Source organism: Pikeienuella piscinae, assembly GCF_011044155.1.
GTDB classification, from domain to species: Bacteria; Pseudomonadota; Alphaproteobacteria; order Rhodobacterales; family Rhodobacteraceae; genus Pikeienuella; species Pikeienuella piscinae.
Map to the genome: position 1 here is coordinate 2,207,851 of NZ_CP049056.1, position 14,916 is coordinate 2,222,766.

The 14,916-nt window shown below is 65.0% G+C and carries 13 protein-coding genes; 7 read left to right on the forward strand and 6 right to left on the reverse strand.

What is annotated here, in order from left to right; genetic code table 11:
* Positions 1-127: 127 nt before the first annotated feature.
* Both G5B40_RS10655 and G5B40_RS10660 read right to left on the reverse strand, forming a co-directional pair.
* Positions 128-1,327 carry an outer membrane beta-barrel protein gene (locus tag G5B40_RS10655; RefSeq protein ID WP_165098328.1) on the reverse strand — a complete coding sequence of 400 codons (1,200 nt, stop codon included), beginning with the start codon at positions 1,325-1,327 and terminating at the stop codon, positions 128-130.
* 15 nt (positions 1,328-1,342) lie between these two features.
* Positions 1,343-1,984, reverse strand: coding sequence for a polysaccharide biosynthesis/export family protein (locus G5B40_RS10660; RefSeq protein WP_165098330.1), 642 nt, complete (start codon positions 1,982-1,984; stop codon positions 1,343-1,345).
* Positions 1,985-2,325: 341 nt separating this feature from the next.
* Between G5B40_RS10660 and G5B40_RS10665 the strand changes: the two genes are divergently transcribed.
* Positions 2,326-2,949 (forward strand): sulfotransferase family protein, encoded by a 624-nt coding sequence (locus G5B40_RS10665; protein ID WP_165098332.1) that lies wholly within the window; start codon positions 2,326-2,328, stop codon positions 2,947-2,949.
* Positions 2,950-2,964: 15 nt separating this feature from the next.
* Here G5B40_RS10665 and G5B40_RS10670 read toward each other — a convergent pair whose 3' ends face one another.
* Positions 2,965-4,191 carry a urate hydroxylase PuuD gene (locus G5B40_RS10670; protein ID WP_165098335.1) on the reverse strand — a complete coding sequence of 409 codons (1,227 nt, stop codon included), beginning with the start codon at positions 4,189-4,191 and terminating at the stop codon, positions 2,965-2,967.
* An 80-nt stretch (positions 4,192-4,271) separates the two neighbouring features.
* Positions 4,272-4,625, reverse strand: a complete 354-nt coding sequence (gene uraH, locus G5B40_RS10675) for a hydroxyisourate hydrolase (RefSeq protein ID WP_165098338.1) — start codon at positions 4,623-4,625, stop codon at positions 4,272-4,274.
* A gap of 148 nt (positions 4,626-4,773) precedes the next feature.
* Here uraH and puuE point away from each other — a divergent pair, with 148 nt between their 5' ends.
* Genes puuE through G5B40_RS10695 form a run of 4 tightly spaced genes read left to right on the forward strand, consistent with a single transcriptional unit; the run spans position 4,774 to position 8,964 of the window.
* Positions 4,774-6,192, forward strand: coding sequence for an allantoinase PuuE (gene puuE, locus G5B40_RS10680; protein WP_165103528.1), 1,419 nt, complete (start codon positions 4,774-4,776; stop codon positions 6,190-6,192).
* A complete protein-coding gene (locus G5B40_RS10685) occupies positions 6,189-7,010 on the forward strand; it encodes a bifunctional allantoicase/(S)-ureidoglycine aminohydrolase (protein WP_165098340.1) in 822 nt (273 codons plus the stop codon). Before puuE ends, G5B40_RS10685 begins: the two co-directional genes overlap by 4 nt.
* Positions 7,011-7,063: 53 nt before the next feature.
* Positions 7,064-7,495 carry an ureidoglycolate lyase gene (locus G5B40_RS10690; protein ID WP_246209467.1) on the forward strand — a complete coding sequence of 144 codons (432 nt, stop codon included), beginning with the start codon at positions 7,064-7,066 and terminating at the stop codon, positions 7,493-7,495.
* Positions 7,496-7,548: 53 nt separating this feature from the next.
* A complete protein-coding gene (locus G5B40_RS10695; RefSeq protein WP_165098346.1) occupies positions 7,549-8,964 on the forward strand; it encodes a uracil-xanthine permease family protein in 1,416 nt (471 codons plus the stop codon).
* 40 nt (positions 8,965-9,004) lie between these two features.
* On the opposite strand, the gene G5B40_RS10700 is transcribed toward G5B40_RS10695, so the two are convergent.
* On the reverse strand, positions 9,005-10,396 hold the full coding sequence (locus G5B40_RS10700) for an aspartate aminotransferase family protein (protein WP_343040105.1): 1,392 nt from the start codon (positions 10,394-10,396) through the stop codon (positions 9,005-9,007).
* Between the two features lie 112 nt (positions 10,397-10,508).
* On the opposite strand from G5B40_RS10700, the gene G5B40_RS10705 reads away from it, so the two are divergent.
* Positions 10,509-11,207 (forward strand): CDP-alcohol phosphatidyltransferase family protein, encoded by a 699-nt coding sequence (locus G5B40_RS10705; RefSeq protein ID WP_165098348.1) that lies wholly within the window; start codon positions 10,509-10,511, stop codon positions 11,205-11,207.
* Positions 11,208-11,301: 94 nt separating this feature from the next.
* Here G5B40_RS10705 and ileS read toward each other — a convergent pair whose 3' ends face one another.
* Positions 11,302-14,298, reverse strand: a complete 2,997-nt coding sequence (ileS, locus tag G5B40_RS10710; protein WP_165098350.1) for an isoleucine--tRNA ligase — start codon at positions 14,296-14,298, stop codon at positions 11,302-11,304.
* Between the two features lie 262 nt (positions 14,299-14,560).
* Here ileS and G5B40_RS10715 point away from each other — a divergent pair, with 262 nt between their 5' ends.
* The gene (locus tag G5B40_RS10715; RefSeq protein ID WP_165098352.1) at positions 14,561-14,911 is read left to right on the forward strand and encodes a hypothetical protein; all 351 of its coding nucleotides are present in this window, start codon (positions 14,561-14,563) and stop codon (positions 14,909-14,911) included.
* Positions 14,912-14,916: the final 5 nt, after the last annotated feature.

Consider the following 14,916-nt stretch of genomic DNA (forward strand, 5'->3'; position numbering starts at 1 on the left):
GAACCCAACGTAACGGATGTGAATACGCACCTTCATATGCCGCGCGGAAATTTCACGCAATTATCGGCGCGAAGGTCATGAAATCTGTGACGGTTCGCACGCGGCGTCGCTCATCGGCTCTGAGGTGTCAGGGCTGGAAAACCCTATCCCCCGAGAATGACAGCGTGAGCTTGTGCGACATCGCCTCGTCCCGCCCGCTTGGAACCCAGCGGAACGCATAGCCGATCCGCGCCGCAATCTCGGGCGTCACCGACAGCGAATAACCGAAACCCGTCTGGAACTGGCTGTCGTCGGTGTCGCCGGTGAACCCCGCGAAATCGTCCTGCGAGGAATATCCGAAATTGAAATCGACGCTCTCACGCGTGTTGATCAGATGGCTGACCGAGGCGCCGACGAAAGTGCGGGTCTCTAGCCCCCCTGACGCGCTTGGCTCGATCCCCCTACTCGCCACGAGAGAGAGGCTGAGATCGTCTCTGATGGCGTAGGCGGCGTCCACATCTGTCGTGAAGCCAATGCCGTTATCCGAGCCGCTGGCGCTGTCCCTGCTGTTCTGGAATGACAGGCCGATAGCGCCGTCCAGTGTAAAACGGTCGCTGATCTGTCCGCGAACACCCACGTTTGTATCGACAAGAACGTCCTTGGAGCTCGGCGTGCCGTCGGTGTCCACATAACGCGCGCCAAGTCCGGCTGTCAGCGCCAGCCTGCTGTTCAACTGGTGCGAATAGCCGCCGCTCACACCGAAGGTCGTGCTCGGCGAAAGCGCGTCGCTATCGTCCGTGTATCGAATGATGCTGAAATTGGGGCCGATATTGAATCGGTTCCCAGAGTCTATCTGGTAGCCGATCGCGGCGTCCGCGCGGAACGAAATCTGGGTCGCATCCTGATCGATCACCTCCAAGTCCGGCGCGCCGAGCTCGAGATCGTTCAATTCGCTGAACGCCGTCGGCCGCACATCGAAGATGAACCCGCCCCCGATATCGAACGCGCCGACGCGATGGTCGATCCGCGAAGAGAGCCGGGGGCTGATCGAGGTCGGATTGTCGCTGGACGACGATTCGGTGAACAGGCGGGCGGTGACGCCGGGGCTGATCACGAAACTGGTGCGCGACGTCTCCGAGCTGAACCTGAGACCGAGCGACGTTGTCGAGCCGAAAGCGCCATCGTCATCATTCGGGTCGAGCGTCAGGTTGGTGTCCCCCTCGAACGACTGGCTCAGCGAACCGGCGACAGACCAGCCATCCGCCGCCGCCGGCGCTCCCAGCGCCGCGGAAACGCCGAATGCGCCCAGCAGGAGGCGTCCCCGTCGCTGCAATCTGCCGGAATTCATCGCGGACGCCGGCGCTCAGTCGAACAGGCTGCGCTCGGGCACCACGATGATGTCCCCATCGGCGAGCACCGGACCGATCACCGCGCTGTCGCCGTCCTCGAGCGATTCATAGTCGAAGATCTCTACGGTCTCCACGCCGTCCACCATGCGGTGGATCTGGATGCGGCTGCGCGCGGCGAATGGCCCGGGCCCGCCGGCGAGAGCGAGCGTCTGCGCCACGTTCATGGGTTTCTTGAACGCGAAGGCGCCGGGGGACCGCACCTCGCCCAGCACGTAGATGACCTCGGGATTCTCCTCTTCAATGGCGCTCTGCGCAAGGCCGATGGCGGAGACGGTGACCGTTGGCGGCGTCACGAACACGCTGCTGAGCCGCCCGCGGATCTTCGCCGCAAGCTGATCCGGCGTCGAGCCCATAGCCATCACCGTGCCGGCGATCGGCAGAGAGATGCGCCCGTCCGGCAGGATCAGCACCTGGCGGTTGAGCGATGGATCCTCGAGCACCGTCACCTCGACGCTGTCGCCAGGCGAGAACCGGTAGACATCGACCTCAGTCTCAGCCTCCTGCGCGCTCGCGCCGCCGCCGCCAAACGACGTGAACGACAGGACTGCGGCGACGAAAACGATGAAAAATTGGCGCATCTGGACGAATCGCGACATTCGCGGTCTCCCCTTTACGGTTCGCTGGCTCTCAAAGCCTGGCGGACATATGTCACTCATGACCGGAATAGATCATACTCTATCTAAAGACTCCGCTGCAACCTACTAAATTCAAATCGGAATATTTGCTCCGACTGAGACGGAAAAGCCGCAACGGAAGCCCCGACCTCAACCACCCCGGAGAATTCCACCGGCAGGAAGCAAAAACAATAGGCGGCGATCCCGCGCCGCTGGGCGCTGCTTGCTTCAAAGCGTTTGATCGGGCAATGCTACATGTTCACGCCGCCGTTCTTGGCGGAGCCGGTTCAACCCTCGAAAAGTCCGACGGGAACCTGTACGATATGGCTTCAAATTCGCGCGCGAAGGTTTTCTGCGTCGGATTTCAGAAAACCGGAACCACGTCGATCAACGCGGCGCTAACCAGGCTGGGATACAATGTCGCTTCGGTCTGGGGCTACTATCGCGGATACGACAGGCTGAAGGCGACCTATGTCGAGGAATGTCTGAAGCTGGCGAAAAAGCGCGACGCCGTGGAGGACATGCCTTGGCCGCTCCTGTTCAGGGAGCTCGACCAAGCGTTTCCTGGCGCGAAATTTATCCTGACCTGGCGCGAATCCGAGCGTTGGTTGAAGAGCATATGCACGCATTTTGGCGCAAATCCGCACCCGATGCAGGAACTCACCTATGGGCGCGAACATCCCGCGCCGGTCGGTCACGAAGCGCGCTACGTCGAGGTTTACGAGGCGCATAACGCCGCCGTGCGCGCCCATTTCCAGGACCGTCCAGACGATCTGCTCGAGATGAATCTCGAGAATGGCGACGGCTGGGCGGCGCTCTGCCCGTTCATCGGCGCGCCAATCCCGGACGAGCCGTTTCCGCGGGCGAACACCGTCTCGTCGCGCGACGCGCTCAGCTACAAGCTGATGAAACGGGTCCAACATGTCCGCGGCCGGCTTTTCGGTTAACCTCCCGGGTCCGCGTCAGCGCGTCGCCGCGCGGTACCAGGCGACGAGCGCGCGCCGCTCTTCCGGTTCGATCCCGGTCAGGTTGGCGGGCGGCATCGCGTGGGTTATCCCAGCCTGAAGGTATATCGCCCGCGCCGCCCGCGCGACATCAGCCTCGGTCTCCAACAGCACCCCTTTCGGCGGCCAGCGCACGCCTTCCCAGAACGGCTCGCGCGAATGGCACATCGAACACCGCCCGAGGACGATCTCGTGCGCACCCGCGAAACCCTCCGCCGCGGCGAAAACTCGCGCCTCCCCGCTCATGGCCGGGGCTTCCCCGGCCTCATCTCGGAACATCGGTACCGACGAAAGCCAGATCAGGACGACGAAGATCACCGCCGTCGCCAGCCAGGTCCAGGTCGGATTCCCGCCGCGCGCATGGCGGACGTTGAAATAGTGCCGGATGGTGACGCCCATCAGGAAGACCAGCGAAGCGATGATCCAGTTGTACTCGGTGGCGAAAGCCAGCGGGTAGTGGTTGGAAAGCATCAGAAAGATGACCGGCAGCGTCAGGTAGTTGTTATGCGTCGAGCGCAGCTTGGCGATCTCGCCGTATTTCGGGTCTGGCGCGCGCCCCGCCTTCAGGTCGGCGACGACGACGCGCTGGTTCGGCATGATGGTGAAGAAGACGTTCGCCGTCATGATCGTCGCGGTGAAGGCGCCCAGATGCAGGAGCGCCGCCCGGCCGGTGAAGACCTGCGTATAGCCCCAGGACATCGCGACAAGCAGAAGGAAGAGCAGCAGCATCAGCGTGGTCGGCCGCGTCCCGAGCCGGGACTTGCAAAGCGCGTCATAGATCAGCCAGCCGATGGTCAGCGACCCTGCCGAAATCAGGATAGCCTGCCAGGTCGCAAGCTCGGCCTTCGCCGGGTCGATCAGGTAGAGTTCGGCCCCGGCCCAGTAGACCACCATCAGGAGCGCCGCCCCCGAGAGCCAGGTCGAATAACTCTCCCACTTGAACCAGGTCAGGTGTTCGGGCATCGCCGCCGGCGCAACGAGATACTTCCGAATATGATAGAAGCCGCCGCCATGGACCTGCCATTCCTCGCCATAAACGCCCTCGGGCATGTTCGGCGCCTTGGTCAGCCCGAGGTCGAGCGCGATGAAATAGAATGAGGAGCCGATCCAGGCGACCGCGGTGATGACGTGCAGCCAGCGAATGCCGAATCCCGCCCAGTCCCAGATCACCGCAAGGTCATGCATCGCCCATCCCCTCTCCTCGCGCGCCGCCGCGTCGGCCGATGAAACGACAGGAGGGCCCGTCTCTGCAATCCATTGCTCATTCAGCTGCCGCGATAGGTCGAATAGCCATGCGGCGCGAAAATTAGCGGGACATGATAATGGCCATCCTCCGCCATACCGAAGCGGATCGGCGCCAGGTCGAGAAAGCGCGGCGCCTCTCCCGGCGCGCCGGCGGCGTCCAGCCAGTCCCCGATGTGAAAGATCAGCTCGTAAACGCCCCGGACGAACTCATCCTCCGGCAGCATCGCACCGTCCGTCCGCCCATCCGCATTGGTTGTCGTCGTCCGGATGAGAGTCCGCGCCTCACCCTCGATCCGGTAAAGCTCGATTCGCATCCCCTCGGCCGGTCGGCCGGCCGAAGTGTCGAGCACATGGGTTGTCAGATAGCCCGCCATGTCGTTCCTTTCGGCTCGATAGATGCGTCGGCGAGCAGGATGCGCCACCGACGCGACGGGGAAAAGCCCGGAATCGCCGCCGGCGGCCAAGTTCGATGAGGACGGCGTGCGCGATCCGGCCTATCCTGAGGCGAAGGAGGAGGCGTCGATGCGTTACGATCGCGACATGCGCGGCCATGGCCCCACCCCGCCCGATCCACACTGGCCCGGCGGCGCCCGGATCGCAGTGCAGATCGTGCTGAATTACGAAGAGGGCGGCGAGAACTCGATCCAGCATGGCGACGCCGCATCGGAGGCGTTCCTATCCGAGATCGTCGGCGCCGCCCCCTGGCCCGGCCAGCGCCACGCCAACATGGAATCGATCTACGAATACGGCGCCCGCGCCGGGTTCTGGCGGCTGCACCGGCTTTTTACCGAATACGCCATCCCCCTCACAGTCTACGGCGTCGCCACCGCGCTCGCCCGTTCGCCCGAACAGGTGCGGGCGATGGCCGACGCGGGGTGGGAGATCGCGAGCCATGGCCTGAAATGGATAGACTACCGCGATCATGCGCCGGAGGCGGAACGCGCGGACATGGAGTCGGCGATCCGTCTCCATCGTGAGGTGACCGGCGAAGCGCCGCGCGGCTGGTACACCGGGCGCTCGTCCACCGCCACGATCCGGCTCGCGGCCGAAACCGGCGCGTTCGCCTATATCGCCGACGCCTACGCGGACGATCTGCCATACTGGATCAGGGTCGGTGGGCGCGATCAGCTCATCGTCCCCTATACGCTCGACGCCAACGACATGCGCTTCGCGACCCCGCAGGGCTTCAATTCCGGCGACCAGTTCTTCAGCTACCTTCGCGACAGCTTCGACGCGCTCTACGCGGAGGGAGTCGCCGGCGCGCCGAAAATGCTCTCCATCGGCCTTCATTGCCGGCTGATCGGCCGACCGGGGCGGATCCAGGCGCTGAAACGCTTCCTCGACCATGCGCGCGGTCATGACGGAGTCTGGTTCGCGCGGCGGATAGAGATCGCCGAGCATTGGGCGCGCGCGCACCCGCCTGCGCCAGCATGGGAGCGCCCCTCGCAAATGAGTTTGGCGCGCTTCGTCGAAGCCTTTGGCGGCGTCTTCGAGCATTCGCCATGGATCGCCGAGCGCGCGCACGCGCTGGAGCTCGGTCCGGCGCATGATTGCGCCGCCGGGGTCCACAACGCGCTCGCCCGGGCGTTTCGCGCCGCCAGCGAGGCCGAACGCCTCGGCGTTCTGAACGCCCATCCCGACCTCGCCGGCAAGCTCGCCGCCGCGAAACGGCTCACCGCCGCCTCCAGCGCCGAACAGGCCGCCGCCGGACTCGACGCGCTGACCGACGCGGAGCGCGCGGCTTTCACCGATCTCAACCGGCGCTATGTCGAAAAATTCGGCTTTCCCTTCATCATCGCCGTGCGCGATCATGACAAGATCGGCGTCTTCGCCGCCTTCGAGCGTCGCATCGGCAACGACCGCGACGCCGAACTGCAAGAGGCCTGCCGTCAGGTCGAACGCATCGCCTTCCTTCGCATAACGGAGCTTTTTCCTACATGACCAGTTACTACGCGCCAAAGGGCGGCCTGCCGCCGCAATCCGACCTTCTGAGCGGCCGGGCCATCTTTACCCCGGCCTATGCGGTGATCCCGCGCGGTGTGATGACCGACATCGTCACCAGCGTCTTTCCCGGCTGGACCGGCGCGCGCGGTTGGGTGCTGGCGCGCCCGCTCAGCGGCTTCGCCGAAACCTTCTCGCAGATCATCATGGAGCTCGCGCCGGGTGGCGGCGCCGACGCCCCTGAGCCGGACCCGGAAGCCGAATGCGGGATCTTCGTCGTGGAGGGCGCCCTGGAGATCACCCTCGACGGCGCGGCGCGCGAGATGAGGCCGGGCGATTACGCCTATCTGCCGCCGGCCTGCGGCTACTCCGTGCGCAACAGAGGCGAGGGCGTCTCCCGCTTCCATTGGATCCGCAAGAGCTATGAGCCGGCGTCCGGGCTCGGCGCGCCGGACCCGATCTTCACTTCCGAGTCCGAAGTCGCCCCGACGCCGATGCCCGACACCGCCGGCGCCTGGTCGACGACCCGGTTCGCGCCACCGGAGGATCTTCGCCACGACATGCATGTCACGATCGTCAACCTGGAGCCCGGCGGCGTGATCCCGTTCGCCGAGACGCATGTGATGGAGCACGGACTCTACGTCCTCGAAGGCAAGGGCGTCTATCGGCTCAACGACGACTGGGTGGAAGTGGAGGCGGGCGATTTCATGTGGCTCCGCGCCTTTTGCCCGCAAGCCTGCTACGCGGGCGGTCCGGGGCGATTCCGCTATCTTCTCTACAAGGATGTGAACCGCCTGCCGAAGCTGAGGGCGCTGTGAGGCGGATCGCGCATCATCCCCTGTCAGCGAAAGCTTTCGCGCCGTTCGGAGAGATGATCGCGCGGCGCCCCGCGCCCGACAAGATCATCAATCAGGGGCTCTGCGAGCGCCACCACGACCTCGCCGCTCCCGACATCGTGGACGGGCGCGCCGGGATCAGCCTGTTCAACGCCACACCGCGCGCCCTCCCCTACCGGCTCGACATGATGGAGCGGCATCCTTTGGGCTCGCAGGCGTTCCTGCCGATGACCCTCGCGCCGTTCCTCGTGATCGTCGCGCCAGATGAGAATGGCGCGCCGGGCTGTCCTTTGGCGTTTCGGACCGCGCCGGGCGAAGGCGTAAACATCGGGCGCAACATATGGCACGGTGTTCTGACGCCGCTGGAAGCGCCGGGCCTCTTCGCGGTGGTCGACCGGATCGGGCCGGGCGACAATCTGGAAGAACACTGGTTCGATCAGCCTTGGGAGATCATCGACGGAGGTTGAGAACGAGGCGCGCGCGAAAACGCGCCCGCCTCCGACAGGGAGGGCGATTCGGAATGGCGATTTCACGCTTGGGGACGCCGCGGCAGCTGCGCGACCCGGATTATACCCCGCCGCTGGCGCAGGCGATCCCGCTCGGCGTTCAGCATGTCCTCGCGATGTTCGTTTCCAATGTCACCCCGGCGATCATCGTCGCCGGCGCGGCTGGCTTCGGTTTCGGTTCCAATTCGCCGGATTTCCCGGAACTGCTCTACCTGATCCAGATGTCGATGCTTTTCGCCGGCGTCGCGACGCTTCTGCAGACCATCGGCGCCGGCCCGGTTGGCGCGCGCCTGCCAATCGTGCAGGGCACCAGCTTCGCCTTCATCCCGATCATGATCCCACTCGTCGCCGGCAAGGGAGTCGATGCTCTTCCCGTGCTTTTCGGCGGGGTGTTGATCGGCGGCCTCTTTCACGCCTGCCTCGGGTTCTTCATCGGCAGGATCCGCTTCGCGCTGCCGCCGCTCGTAACCGGCCTCGTGGTCACGATGATCGGCCTGGCGCTTGTCAAGGTCGGGATCCAGTACGCCGCCGGCGGCGTGCCGGCCATCGATCAGCCGGAATATGGCGGGCTTCTCAACTGGTCGACCGCCCTCGTCGTCATACTTGTGACGCTCGCGCTCAAGTTTTTCACCCGCGGCATGCTTTCGGTCTCCGCCGTCCTGATCGGCATTCTCGTCGGCTATGTCTACGCGCTGGCGATGGGCGTGGTGACATTCGAGGCGATCGGGACAAGCTGGAGCCGCGCCGCGGCTTTCGCGCCGCCGGTCCCGTTCAAATACGGGTTCGAGTTCGGCTTCGCGGCGGTCGCCGGGTTCTGCCTAATGGCCATCGTCTCGGCGGTGGAGACAGTCGGCGACGTCTCTGGCATCACGAAGGGCGGCGCGGGCAGAGAGGCGACCGACAGGGAAATCGCCGGCGCGACCTACGCCGACGGGCTCGGCACCGCCATCGCCGGCGCCTTCGGCGGGCTTCCCAACACCTCCTTCAGCCAGAATGTCGGGCTGATTGCGATGACCGGGGTGATGAGCCGGCATGTCGTCACCATCGGCGCGCTATTCCTCATTCTCTGCGGGCTGGTTCCCAAGGTCGGCGCGATCATCCGGACGATCCCGATCGAGGTGCTCGGCGGCGGGGTGATCGTGATGTTCGGCATGGTCGTCGCCGCCGGCGTCTCGATGCTGGCGGACGTGAACTGGAACCGGCGCAACATGGTGATCTTCGCCATCGCGCTTTCGGTCGGGCTCGGCCTTCAGCTTGAGCCGAAAGCGGTCCAGCACCTGCCCGACGCCGCGCAGGTGCTGATGACTAGCGGCCTCCTGCCAGCGGCGCTGATCGCCATCGTTCTCAACCTCCTGCTGCCTGAGGAGTTGACGGAGGAATCGACGGAGGAGGTCTCCGGCGGGCTCGCCGGCAAGGGCGCGGCGCGTTGAGAAAGCCAGGCGCGGCCGTCACGGCCGCGCCTGGAAAATGTCAGCCGAAGCGGCCCTCCGCTTTCGCCCAGGCATGGGCGGCGTCGAGCGCACCCTCGACGGGCGCGAAGAGTTCTTCGATCTCCGCCTCGGTGATCACCATCGGCGGGCAGAAGGCGAGCGTGTCGCCGATCGCCCGACTGATGACCCCACGCTTCAGCAACTCGTCCGCAGCATAGGCGCCGACCTTTCCGGGTTCGCAGAACGCCGCCTTCTTCGCCGGGTCGGGCGAAAGCTCCAGCCCGCCCATCAGACCGGAGGCGCGCGCCTCGCCGACCAGCGGATGCGCCGCCAGCGCGTCGAGCTTCGCCCTGAAGATGGGCGCCATCCGGCGAACATGGCCGACGATGTCGCGCCGCTGGTAGATCTCGATGGTCTTCACCCCGACGGCGCAGCCGAGGGGATGGCCACCATAGGTGAAGCCGTGGCCGAAGGTGCCGACCTCGCCCGACTGCGCCTCGATCGCATCCGCCATGTCTTGATTGATCGCGACCGCCGAAAGCGGCGCATAGGCCGCGGTCAGCTGCTTCGCCATCGAGATCGAGGTCGGCTTCATCCCGAATGTCTCCGCCCCGAACCAGTTTCCGGTGCGCCCGAAACCGCAGATCACCTCATCATCGATGCAGAGCACGTCATGGCGCTCCAGCACCGCCTGGATCGCCGGGAAATAGTCCGCCGGCGGGACCAGAACGCCGCCGGCGCCCATCACCGGCTCGGCGATGAATGCGGCGACCGTATCCGGTCCCTCGCGGATGATCATTTCGTCAAGCTCCGCCGCCAGCCGGGCGGAGAACTCCGCCTCGGTCTCGCCGTCGCGGCCTTCGCGCCAGAAATGCGGCGTTCCGGTATGGAGGATGCGGTCGACCGGCAGGTCGAACCGCTTGTGGTTATACGGAAGGCCGGTGAGCGAGCCTGAAACGATGGTGACACCGTGATAGCCCCGCACCCGGCTGATGATCTTTTTCTTTTCGGGCTTACCGCGGGCGTTGTTATAGTACCAGGCGAGCTTCACCTGAGTGTCGTTCGCCTCCGAGCCGGACGACTGATAGATCACCTTCGAGACCGGCATTGGCGCCAGTTCCTTGATCTTCTCCGCCAGCTCGATCGCCGGCTCGAAGCTCTTGCCGCCAAAGAGATGGTAATAGGGGAGCTTCCCCATCTGCTCCTTCGCCGCGTCGATCAGTTCGCTGTCGCCGAACCCGAGCCCGGCGCACCAGAGACCGGCCATGCCCTCGATGTAGCGCTTGCCGGAATCGTCGAAGACATAGACGCCCTCGCCGCGTTCGATGACATGCGGGCCGACCTTCCGGTGCTGAACCGCATTGGTGTAGGGGTGAAGAAGCGCTTCGACGTCGCGCGTCTGCGCGTTGCTGAGCGGGCCGTCCATGGCCATGATCGTCCTCCGTGAAAAATCTCCGTGCGATACAGCGCCGATCCGTCGCCCGGCGCAAGGTGGAGGTTTCACAACTCTGGTCAACCCTGCGATCAGCCATTAGGAAAGTCGGATGATCGCGCGGCTGCTCGCATTTTCGGTGCATCTCTTCACCGCCTCGGGCGCGTTTCTCGCATTTCTGGCGATGCTCGCCGCAATGCGCGGCGCATGGGCGGAGATGTTCGCCTGGCTCGGCGCGGCGCTGGTCGTCGACGGGGTGGACGGGCCGATGGCGCGCAAGCTCAGGGTCGCAGCGCGCGCGGCCCGCTGGTCGGGGGTCATCCTCGACCTGATCGTCGATTATCTAACCTATGTCTTCATCCCGGCGGTGGCGCTGGTGACTTCGGGGACGATGTACTACCCGCTGGCCATTCCGGCGGCGGCGATCATCATCATCACCGGCGCGATCTACTTCGCAGATACGCGAATGAAAACGCGGGACGCCAGCTTCCAGGGTTTTCCCGGCTGCTGGAACATGGTCGTGCTGGTGCTCTTCGCGACGGATCTGACCAACGCCACAGGGTTCTGGATCATCCTGTTGATCAGCGTCACACAGTTCATGCCGCTCCGGTTCGTGCATCCGGTGCGCACAAAGCTGTGGCGCAACGTCTCGCTCCCGGTCTGCTGCGCATGGGTCGCTTTCGCCGGCTGGGCCTGCTGGACGCATTTCCAGCAGCCGTTCATCTGCACTCTCGGGCTGATGGCGTCGTCGATCTATCTGTTGACGGTTGGCGTCGTCCAGCAGGCGATGGGTCTCGGCCGGGCCGAATAGAGCGCCGCATCCGCCGCGCCGCGCCGGCCAGGTTCCGCCCGAGGCGCGTTGCAAACGGCGCGTCTCTGGCGGTCGGCTCGGGAGCGTCTGAATCTCAGGCGAGCGCGGCGGCGCAACGGTTGCAGATATCGGGATGGGCTGCGCCGCCAACTTCCGGCAGCACCTTCCAGCAGCGCGCGCATTTCGCGCCCGACGCCAGCGCCGGGACAACCGCGACGCCGGGGACCTCGTCCAGCCGGAAGGCGTCCGCCGGCCCTTCGCCCGCCTCTATCCGGATGCCGGAGGTGATGCAGAGATCGGCGAAATCAACTTCATGCAGATGCCCGCGCGCCGCGTCGTCGGCGACGAAGACCGCGGGCGCCGCCTCCAGCGAGGCGCCGATGCGCTTTTCGCGACGTTCGACCTCCAGCGCGCCGGTGACGACGCGGCGGACGCGGCGGATCGCCTCCCATCGCGAAGCGAGCGACGGGTCGCGCCAGTCCGGCGTTTCCGGGAAGTCCTGCAGATGGATCGAACTTTCCTCCCCCGGAAACCGCTCGAGCCAGACCTCCTCCATGGTGAAGACGAGGATCGGCGCCAGCCACGCGGTCAGCCGGTGGAAGAGAATGTCGAGCACGGTCCGCGCCGCGCGCCGACGGAGCGAATCCGGCGCATCGCAATAAAGCGCGTCCTTGCGGATGTCGAAATAGAGCGTCGAGAGATCGACCGTACAGAACTGAAAGAGCTGCTGGAAGACATGCGAGAACGCGTAATCGCCATAGCCGCCGCGCACGATCCGGTCGAGCTCGGCCACGCGGTGCAGCACCCAGCGCTCCAGCTCCGGCATCTCGGCCGGGTCTACACGCTCGACCTCGGAGAACCCGTCGAGATTACCAAGGATGAAGCGCAGCGAATTCCTGAGTCGCCGGTAGCTGTCGGCGACGCCCTTCAGGATTTCCGGGCTGATCCGCTGGTCGGCGGTGTAGTCGGACTGCGCCACCCACAGGCGGAGGATATCGGCGCCGTACTGCTTCACCACCGCTTCGGGAACGATGGTGTTGCCGAGCGATTTCGACATCTTCTGGCCCTTGCCGTCGAGCGTGAAGCCGTGGGTGACGACCGCACGGTAGGGCGCGCGCCCAATCGTCCCGCAAGCCTGCAGGAGCGAGGAATGGAACCAGCCCCGATGCTGGTCGGTCCCTTCCATGTAGACGTCGGCGATGCCGTCCTCGGTCCCGTCCTCGCGGTCGCGAAGAACGAAAGCGTGGGTGGAGCCGGAATCGAACCAGACGTCGAGGATGTCGGTCACCATCTCCCACTCCGTCGGGTCGACGCCTTCGATCCCGCTCAGGAAGCGCTCTTTCGCGCCGTCCTTGAACCAGGCGTCGGCGCCCTCTTCGCGGAATGCGGCGGCGATGCGGGCGTTGACCTCGGCGTTCTTCAGCACCTCGACCTCACCCGGCGCGACCTCCCGCTTGAAGCACGTCATCGGCACGCCCCAAGCGCGCTGGCGCGACAGCACCCAGTCCGGCCGCGCGGCGATCATCGAGCGAAGGCGGTTCCTGCCCGACGCGGGGGTGAAGGCGACGAGCTTGTCGATGGAGCCGAGCGCCCGCTCGCGGATCGTCTTTCCGACCGCGTTCATGCCGTCTTCGAGCGGCTTGTCGATGGCGGCGAACCATTGCGGCGTGTTCCGGAAGATCAGCGGCGCCTTGGAGCGCCATGAATGCGGATAGGAATGGCGCATCGAGCCCTTGGCGAAGAGCGCCCCGACCTCGGCCAGTTTCCTGATGACGGCGACATTGGCGCCGGCCTCTTTGCCTTTTTCGTCGAAGATCACCTGACCGCCGAAGAACGGGATATCCTCGCGAAAGGAGCCGTCTTCGAGCACGTTATGCGTCATCGGCAGGCCGTGTTTCTGGCCGATGACGTAGTCGTCCGCGCCGTGGCTCGGGGCGGTGTGGACAAACCCGGTGCCGGCGTCGTCGGTGACGTGGTCGCCGGGGAGGAGTGGAACGTCGAAATCCCACTCGCTGTTGGCGTCCTCCGCGCCGCGAAATGGGTGGGCGCAGGTGATTGCTTTGAGTTCACCCGGATAGACGTCGCGAACCCTCTCCCATCCATCCGCCAGAATCTTTCCCTTCTCAAATATCTCGGACGCTAGCGGGTCCGCGAGAAGTAGATAGTCACCAGTCGTCGCTTTTGCGTCCGCCGTCGCATTCGTCACGCGATAAAGGCCGTAAGAGATTGATGGATTGAAACAGATCGCCCGGTTCTGCGGGATCGTCCAAGGGGTCGTGGTCCAGATTAGAACCGAGGTGTTTTCTGGTAGCGGAGAGTAATTGTCGGGAATGTCGCCAGAGAAAGAAGTTCCATCTTTCTCGCCAAGCAAATTGGTGAAGTTTTCTGTCGCGACCTCCGCCACCGGGAACTTCACCCAGATCGTATGGCTCTTGTGCTCGTGATACTCGACCTCGGCCTCCGCCAGCGCGGTCTTCTCCACCACCGACCACATCACCGGCTTCGAGCCCTGATAGAGCGAGCCGTTCATGACGAATTTCATGAACTCCTCGGCGATCACCGCCTCGGCCCGGAAATCCATCGTGAGGTACGGGTCGTCCCAGTTGCCGGTCACGCCGAGGCGCTTGAACTCTTTGCGCTGGATATCCACCCATTCGGCGGCGAATTTCCGGCATTCGGCGCGGAGTTCATTGATCGGCACATCATCCTTGTCGAGGCCCTTGGCGCGATACTGCTCCTCGATCTTCCACTCGATGGGAAGCCCGTGACAGTCCCAGCCCGGCACATAGCGGCTGTCATGGCCCATCATCTGGCGCGAGCGGACAATCATGTCCTTGATCGTCTTGTTCAACGCGTGGCCGATATGGAGATGGCCGTTGGCGTAGGGCGGGCCGTCATGGAGCGTGAAGGGCGGGCGCCCGGTCTTGGCGCGAAGCCGACCGTAGATGTCCATCGCCTCCCACTTCGCCAGCCAGTCGGGCTCGCGGGCGGGCAATCCGGCGCGCATCGGAAAATCGGTCTGCGGCAGGCGCAGCGTCGCCTTGTAATCGGTCTTGTCCTGCGCGTCGGGCGCGGTCTCTTGGGCGCACATGTTTGTCTGTCCGTCTAATGGGTGCGGTATGGTCGAAGGTGTTCGGAGGGCGCGCGACGCGCCGCCTTTTCCCGGCGCTCCCTCAGGGGGAGGCCGGGCCACTAATTCGCAACCTGCCGACCGGATTTGACATGCGCCGCCTCATAGCAGCGCGTCGCCGCCCGGTCCATCGCGCAATGGCGCCGGCGTCAGGTTCCCCGGAGCGCGACGGAAAACAGGCCGTGAGCCGTTTGAGAATCAGGACTGAGCGAAGGAGACTTGCATGTTCAGGTCATTCATAGCCGGCGCCGCGGCGCTTGGCCTCGCCGTCGCCGCGCAGCCGAACGAAGCGAAGGCGGACAACGCCATCCTCGGCGGCGTACTGATCGGCGCCGTTCTTGGCGGTACGGTCGCGGCGATCGCCGAAAGCAACCACAGGCGCGAATATCACGCGCCTCCTCCGCCACGCGTCTATCACACCCGTCGCCCGGCGCGCGGCTATTACGGCCATGTCCACCGCCGGCCGGTGGTCGTCGAGCGGCGGGTCTATCGCCGCCCCGCGCCGCGTGTCGTCTATCGCGACCACCACCGGCCCGGATATTACGGGCATGGCCACGGCCCCCACTACCGCTGAGCGCG

Bases quoted from the DNA above. Each gene is read 5' to 3' on its own strand.
- G5B40_RS10655 (WP_165098328.1), bottom strand. From the start codon at position 1,327: ATGAATTCCGGCAGATTGCAGCGACGGGGACGCCTCCTGCTGGGCGCA.
- G5B40_RS10660 (WP_165098330.1), bottom strand. From the start codon at position 1,984: ATGTCGCGATTCGTCCAGATGCGCCAATTTTTCATCGTTTTCGTCGCC.
- G5B40_RS10665 (WP_165098332.1), top strand. From the start codon at position 2,326: ATGGCTTCAAATTCGCGCGCGAAGGTTTTCTGCGTCGGATTTCAGAAA.
- G5B40_RS10670 (WP_165098335.1), bottom strand. From the start codon at position 4,191: ATGCATGACCTTGCGGTGATCTGGGACTGGGCGGGATTCGGCATTCGC.
- uraH (WP_165098338.1), bottom strand. From the start codon at position 4,625: ATGGCGGGCTATCTGACAACCCATGTGCTCGACACTTCGGCCGGCCGA.
- puuE (WP_165103528.1), top strand. From the start codon at position 4,774: ATGCGTTACGATCGCGACATGCGCGGCCATGGCCCCACCCCGCCCGAT.
- G5B40_RS10685 (WP_165098340.1), top strand. From the start codon at position 6,189: ATGACCAGTTACTACGCGCCAAAGGGCGGCCTGCCGCCGCAATCCGAC.
- G5B40_RS10690 (WP_246209467.1), top strand. From the start codon at position 7,064: ATGATCGCGCGGCGCCCCGCGCCCGACAAGATCATCAATCAGGGGCTC.
- G5B40_RS10695 (WP_165098346.1), top strand. From the start codon at position 7,549: ATGGCGATTTCACGCTTGGGGACGCCGCGGCAGCTGCGCGACCCGGAT.
- G5B40_RS10700 (WP_343040105.1), bottom strand. From the start codon at position 10,396: ATGGCCATGGACGGCCCGCTCAGCAACGCGCAGACGCGCGACGTCGAA.
- G5B40_RS10705 (WP_165098348.1), top strand. From the start codon at position 10,509: ATGATCGCGCGGCTGCTCGCATTTTCGGTGCATCTCTTCACCGCCTCG.
- ileS (WP_165098350.1), bottom strand. From the start codon at position 14,298: ATGTGCGCCCAAGAGACCGCGCCCGACGCGCAGGACAAGACCGATTAC.
- G5B40_RS10715 (WP_165098352.1), top strand. From the start codon at position 14,561: ATGTTCAGGTCATTCATAGCCGGCGCCGCGGCGCTTGGCCTCGCCGTC.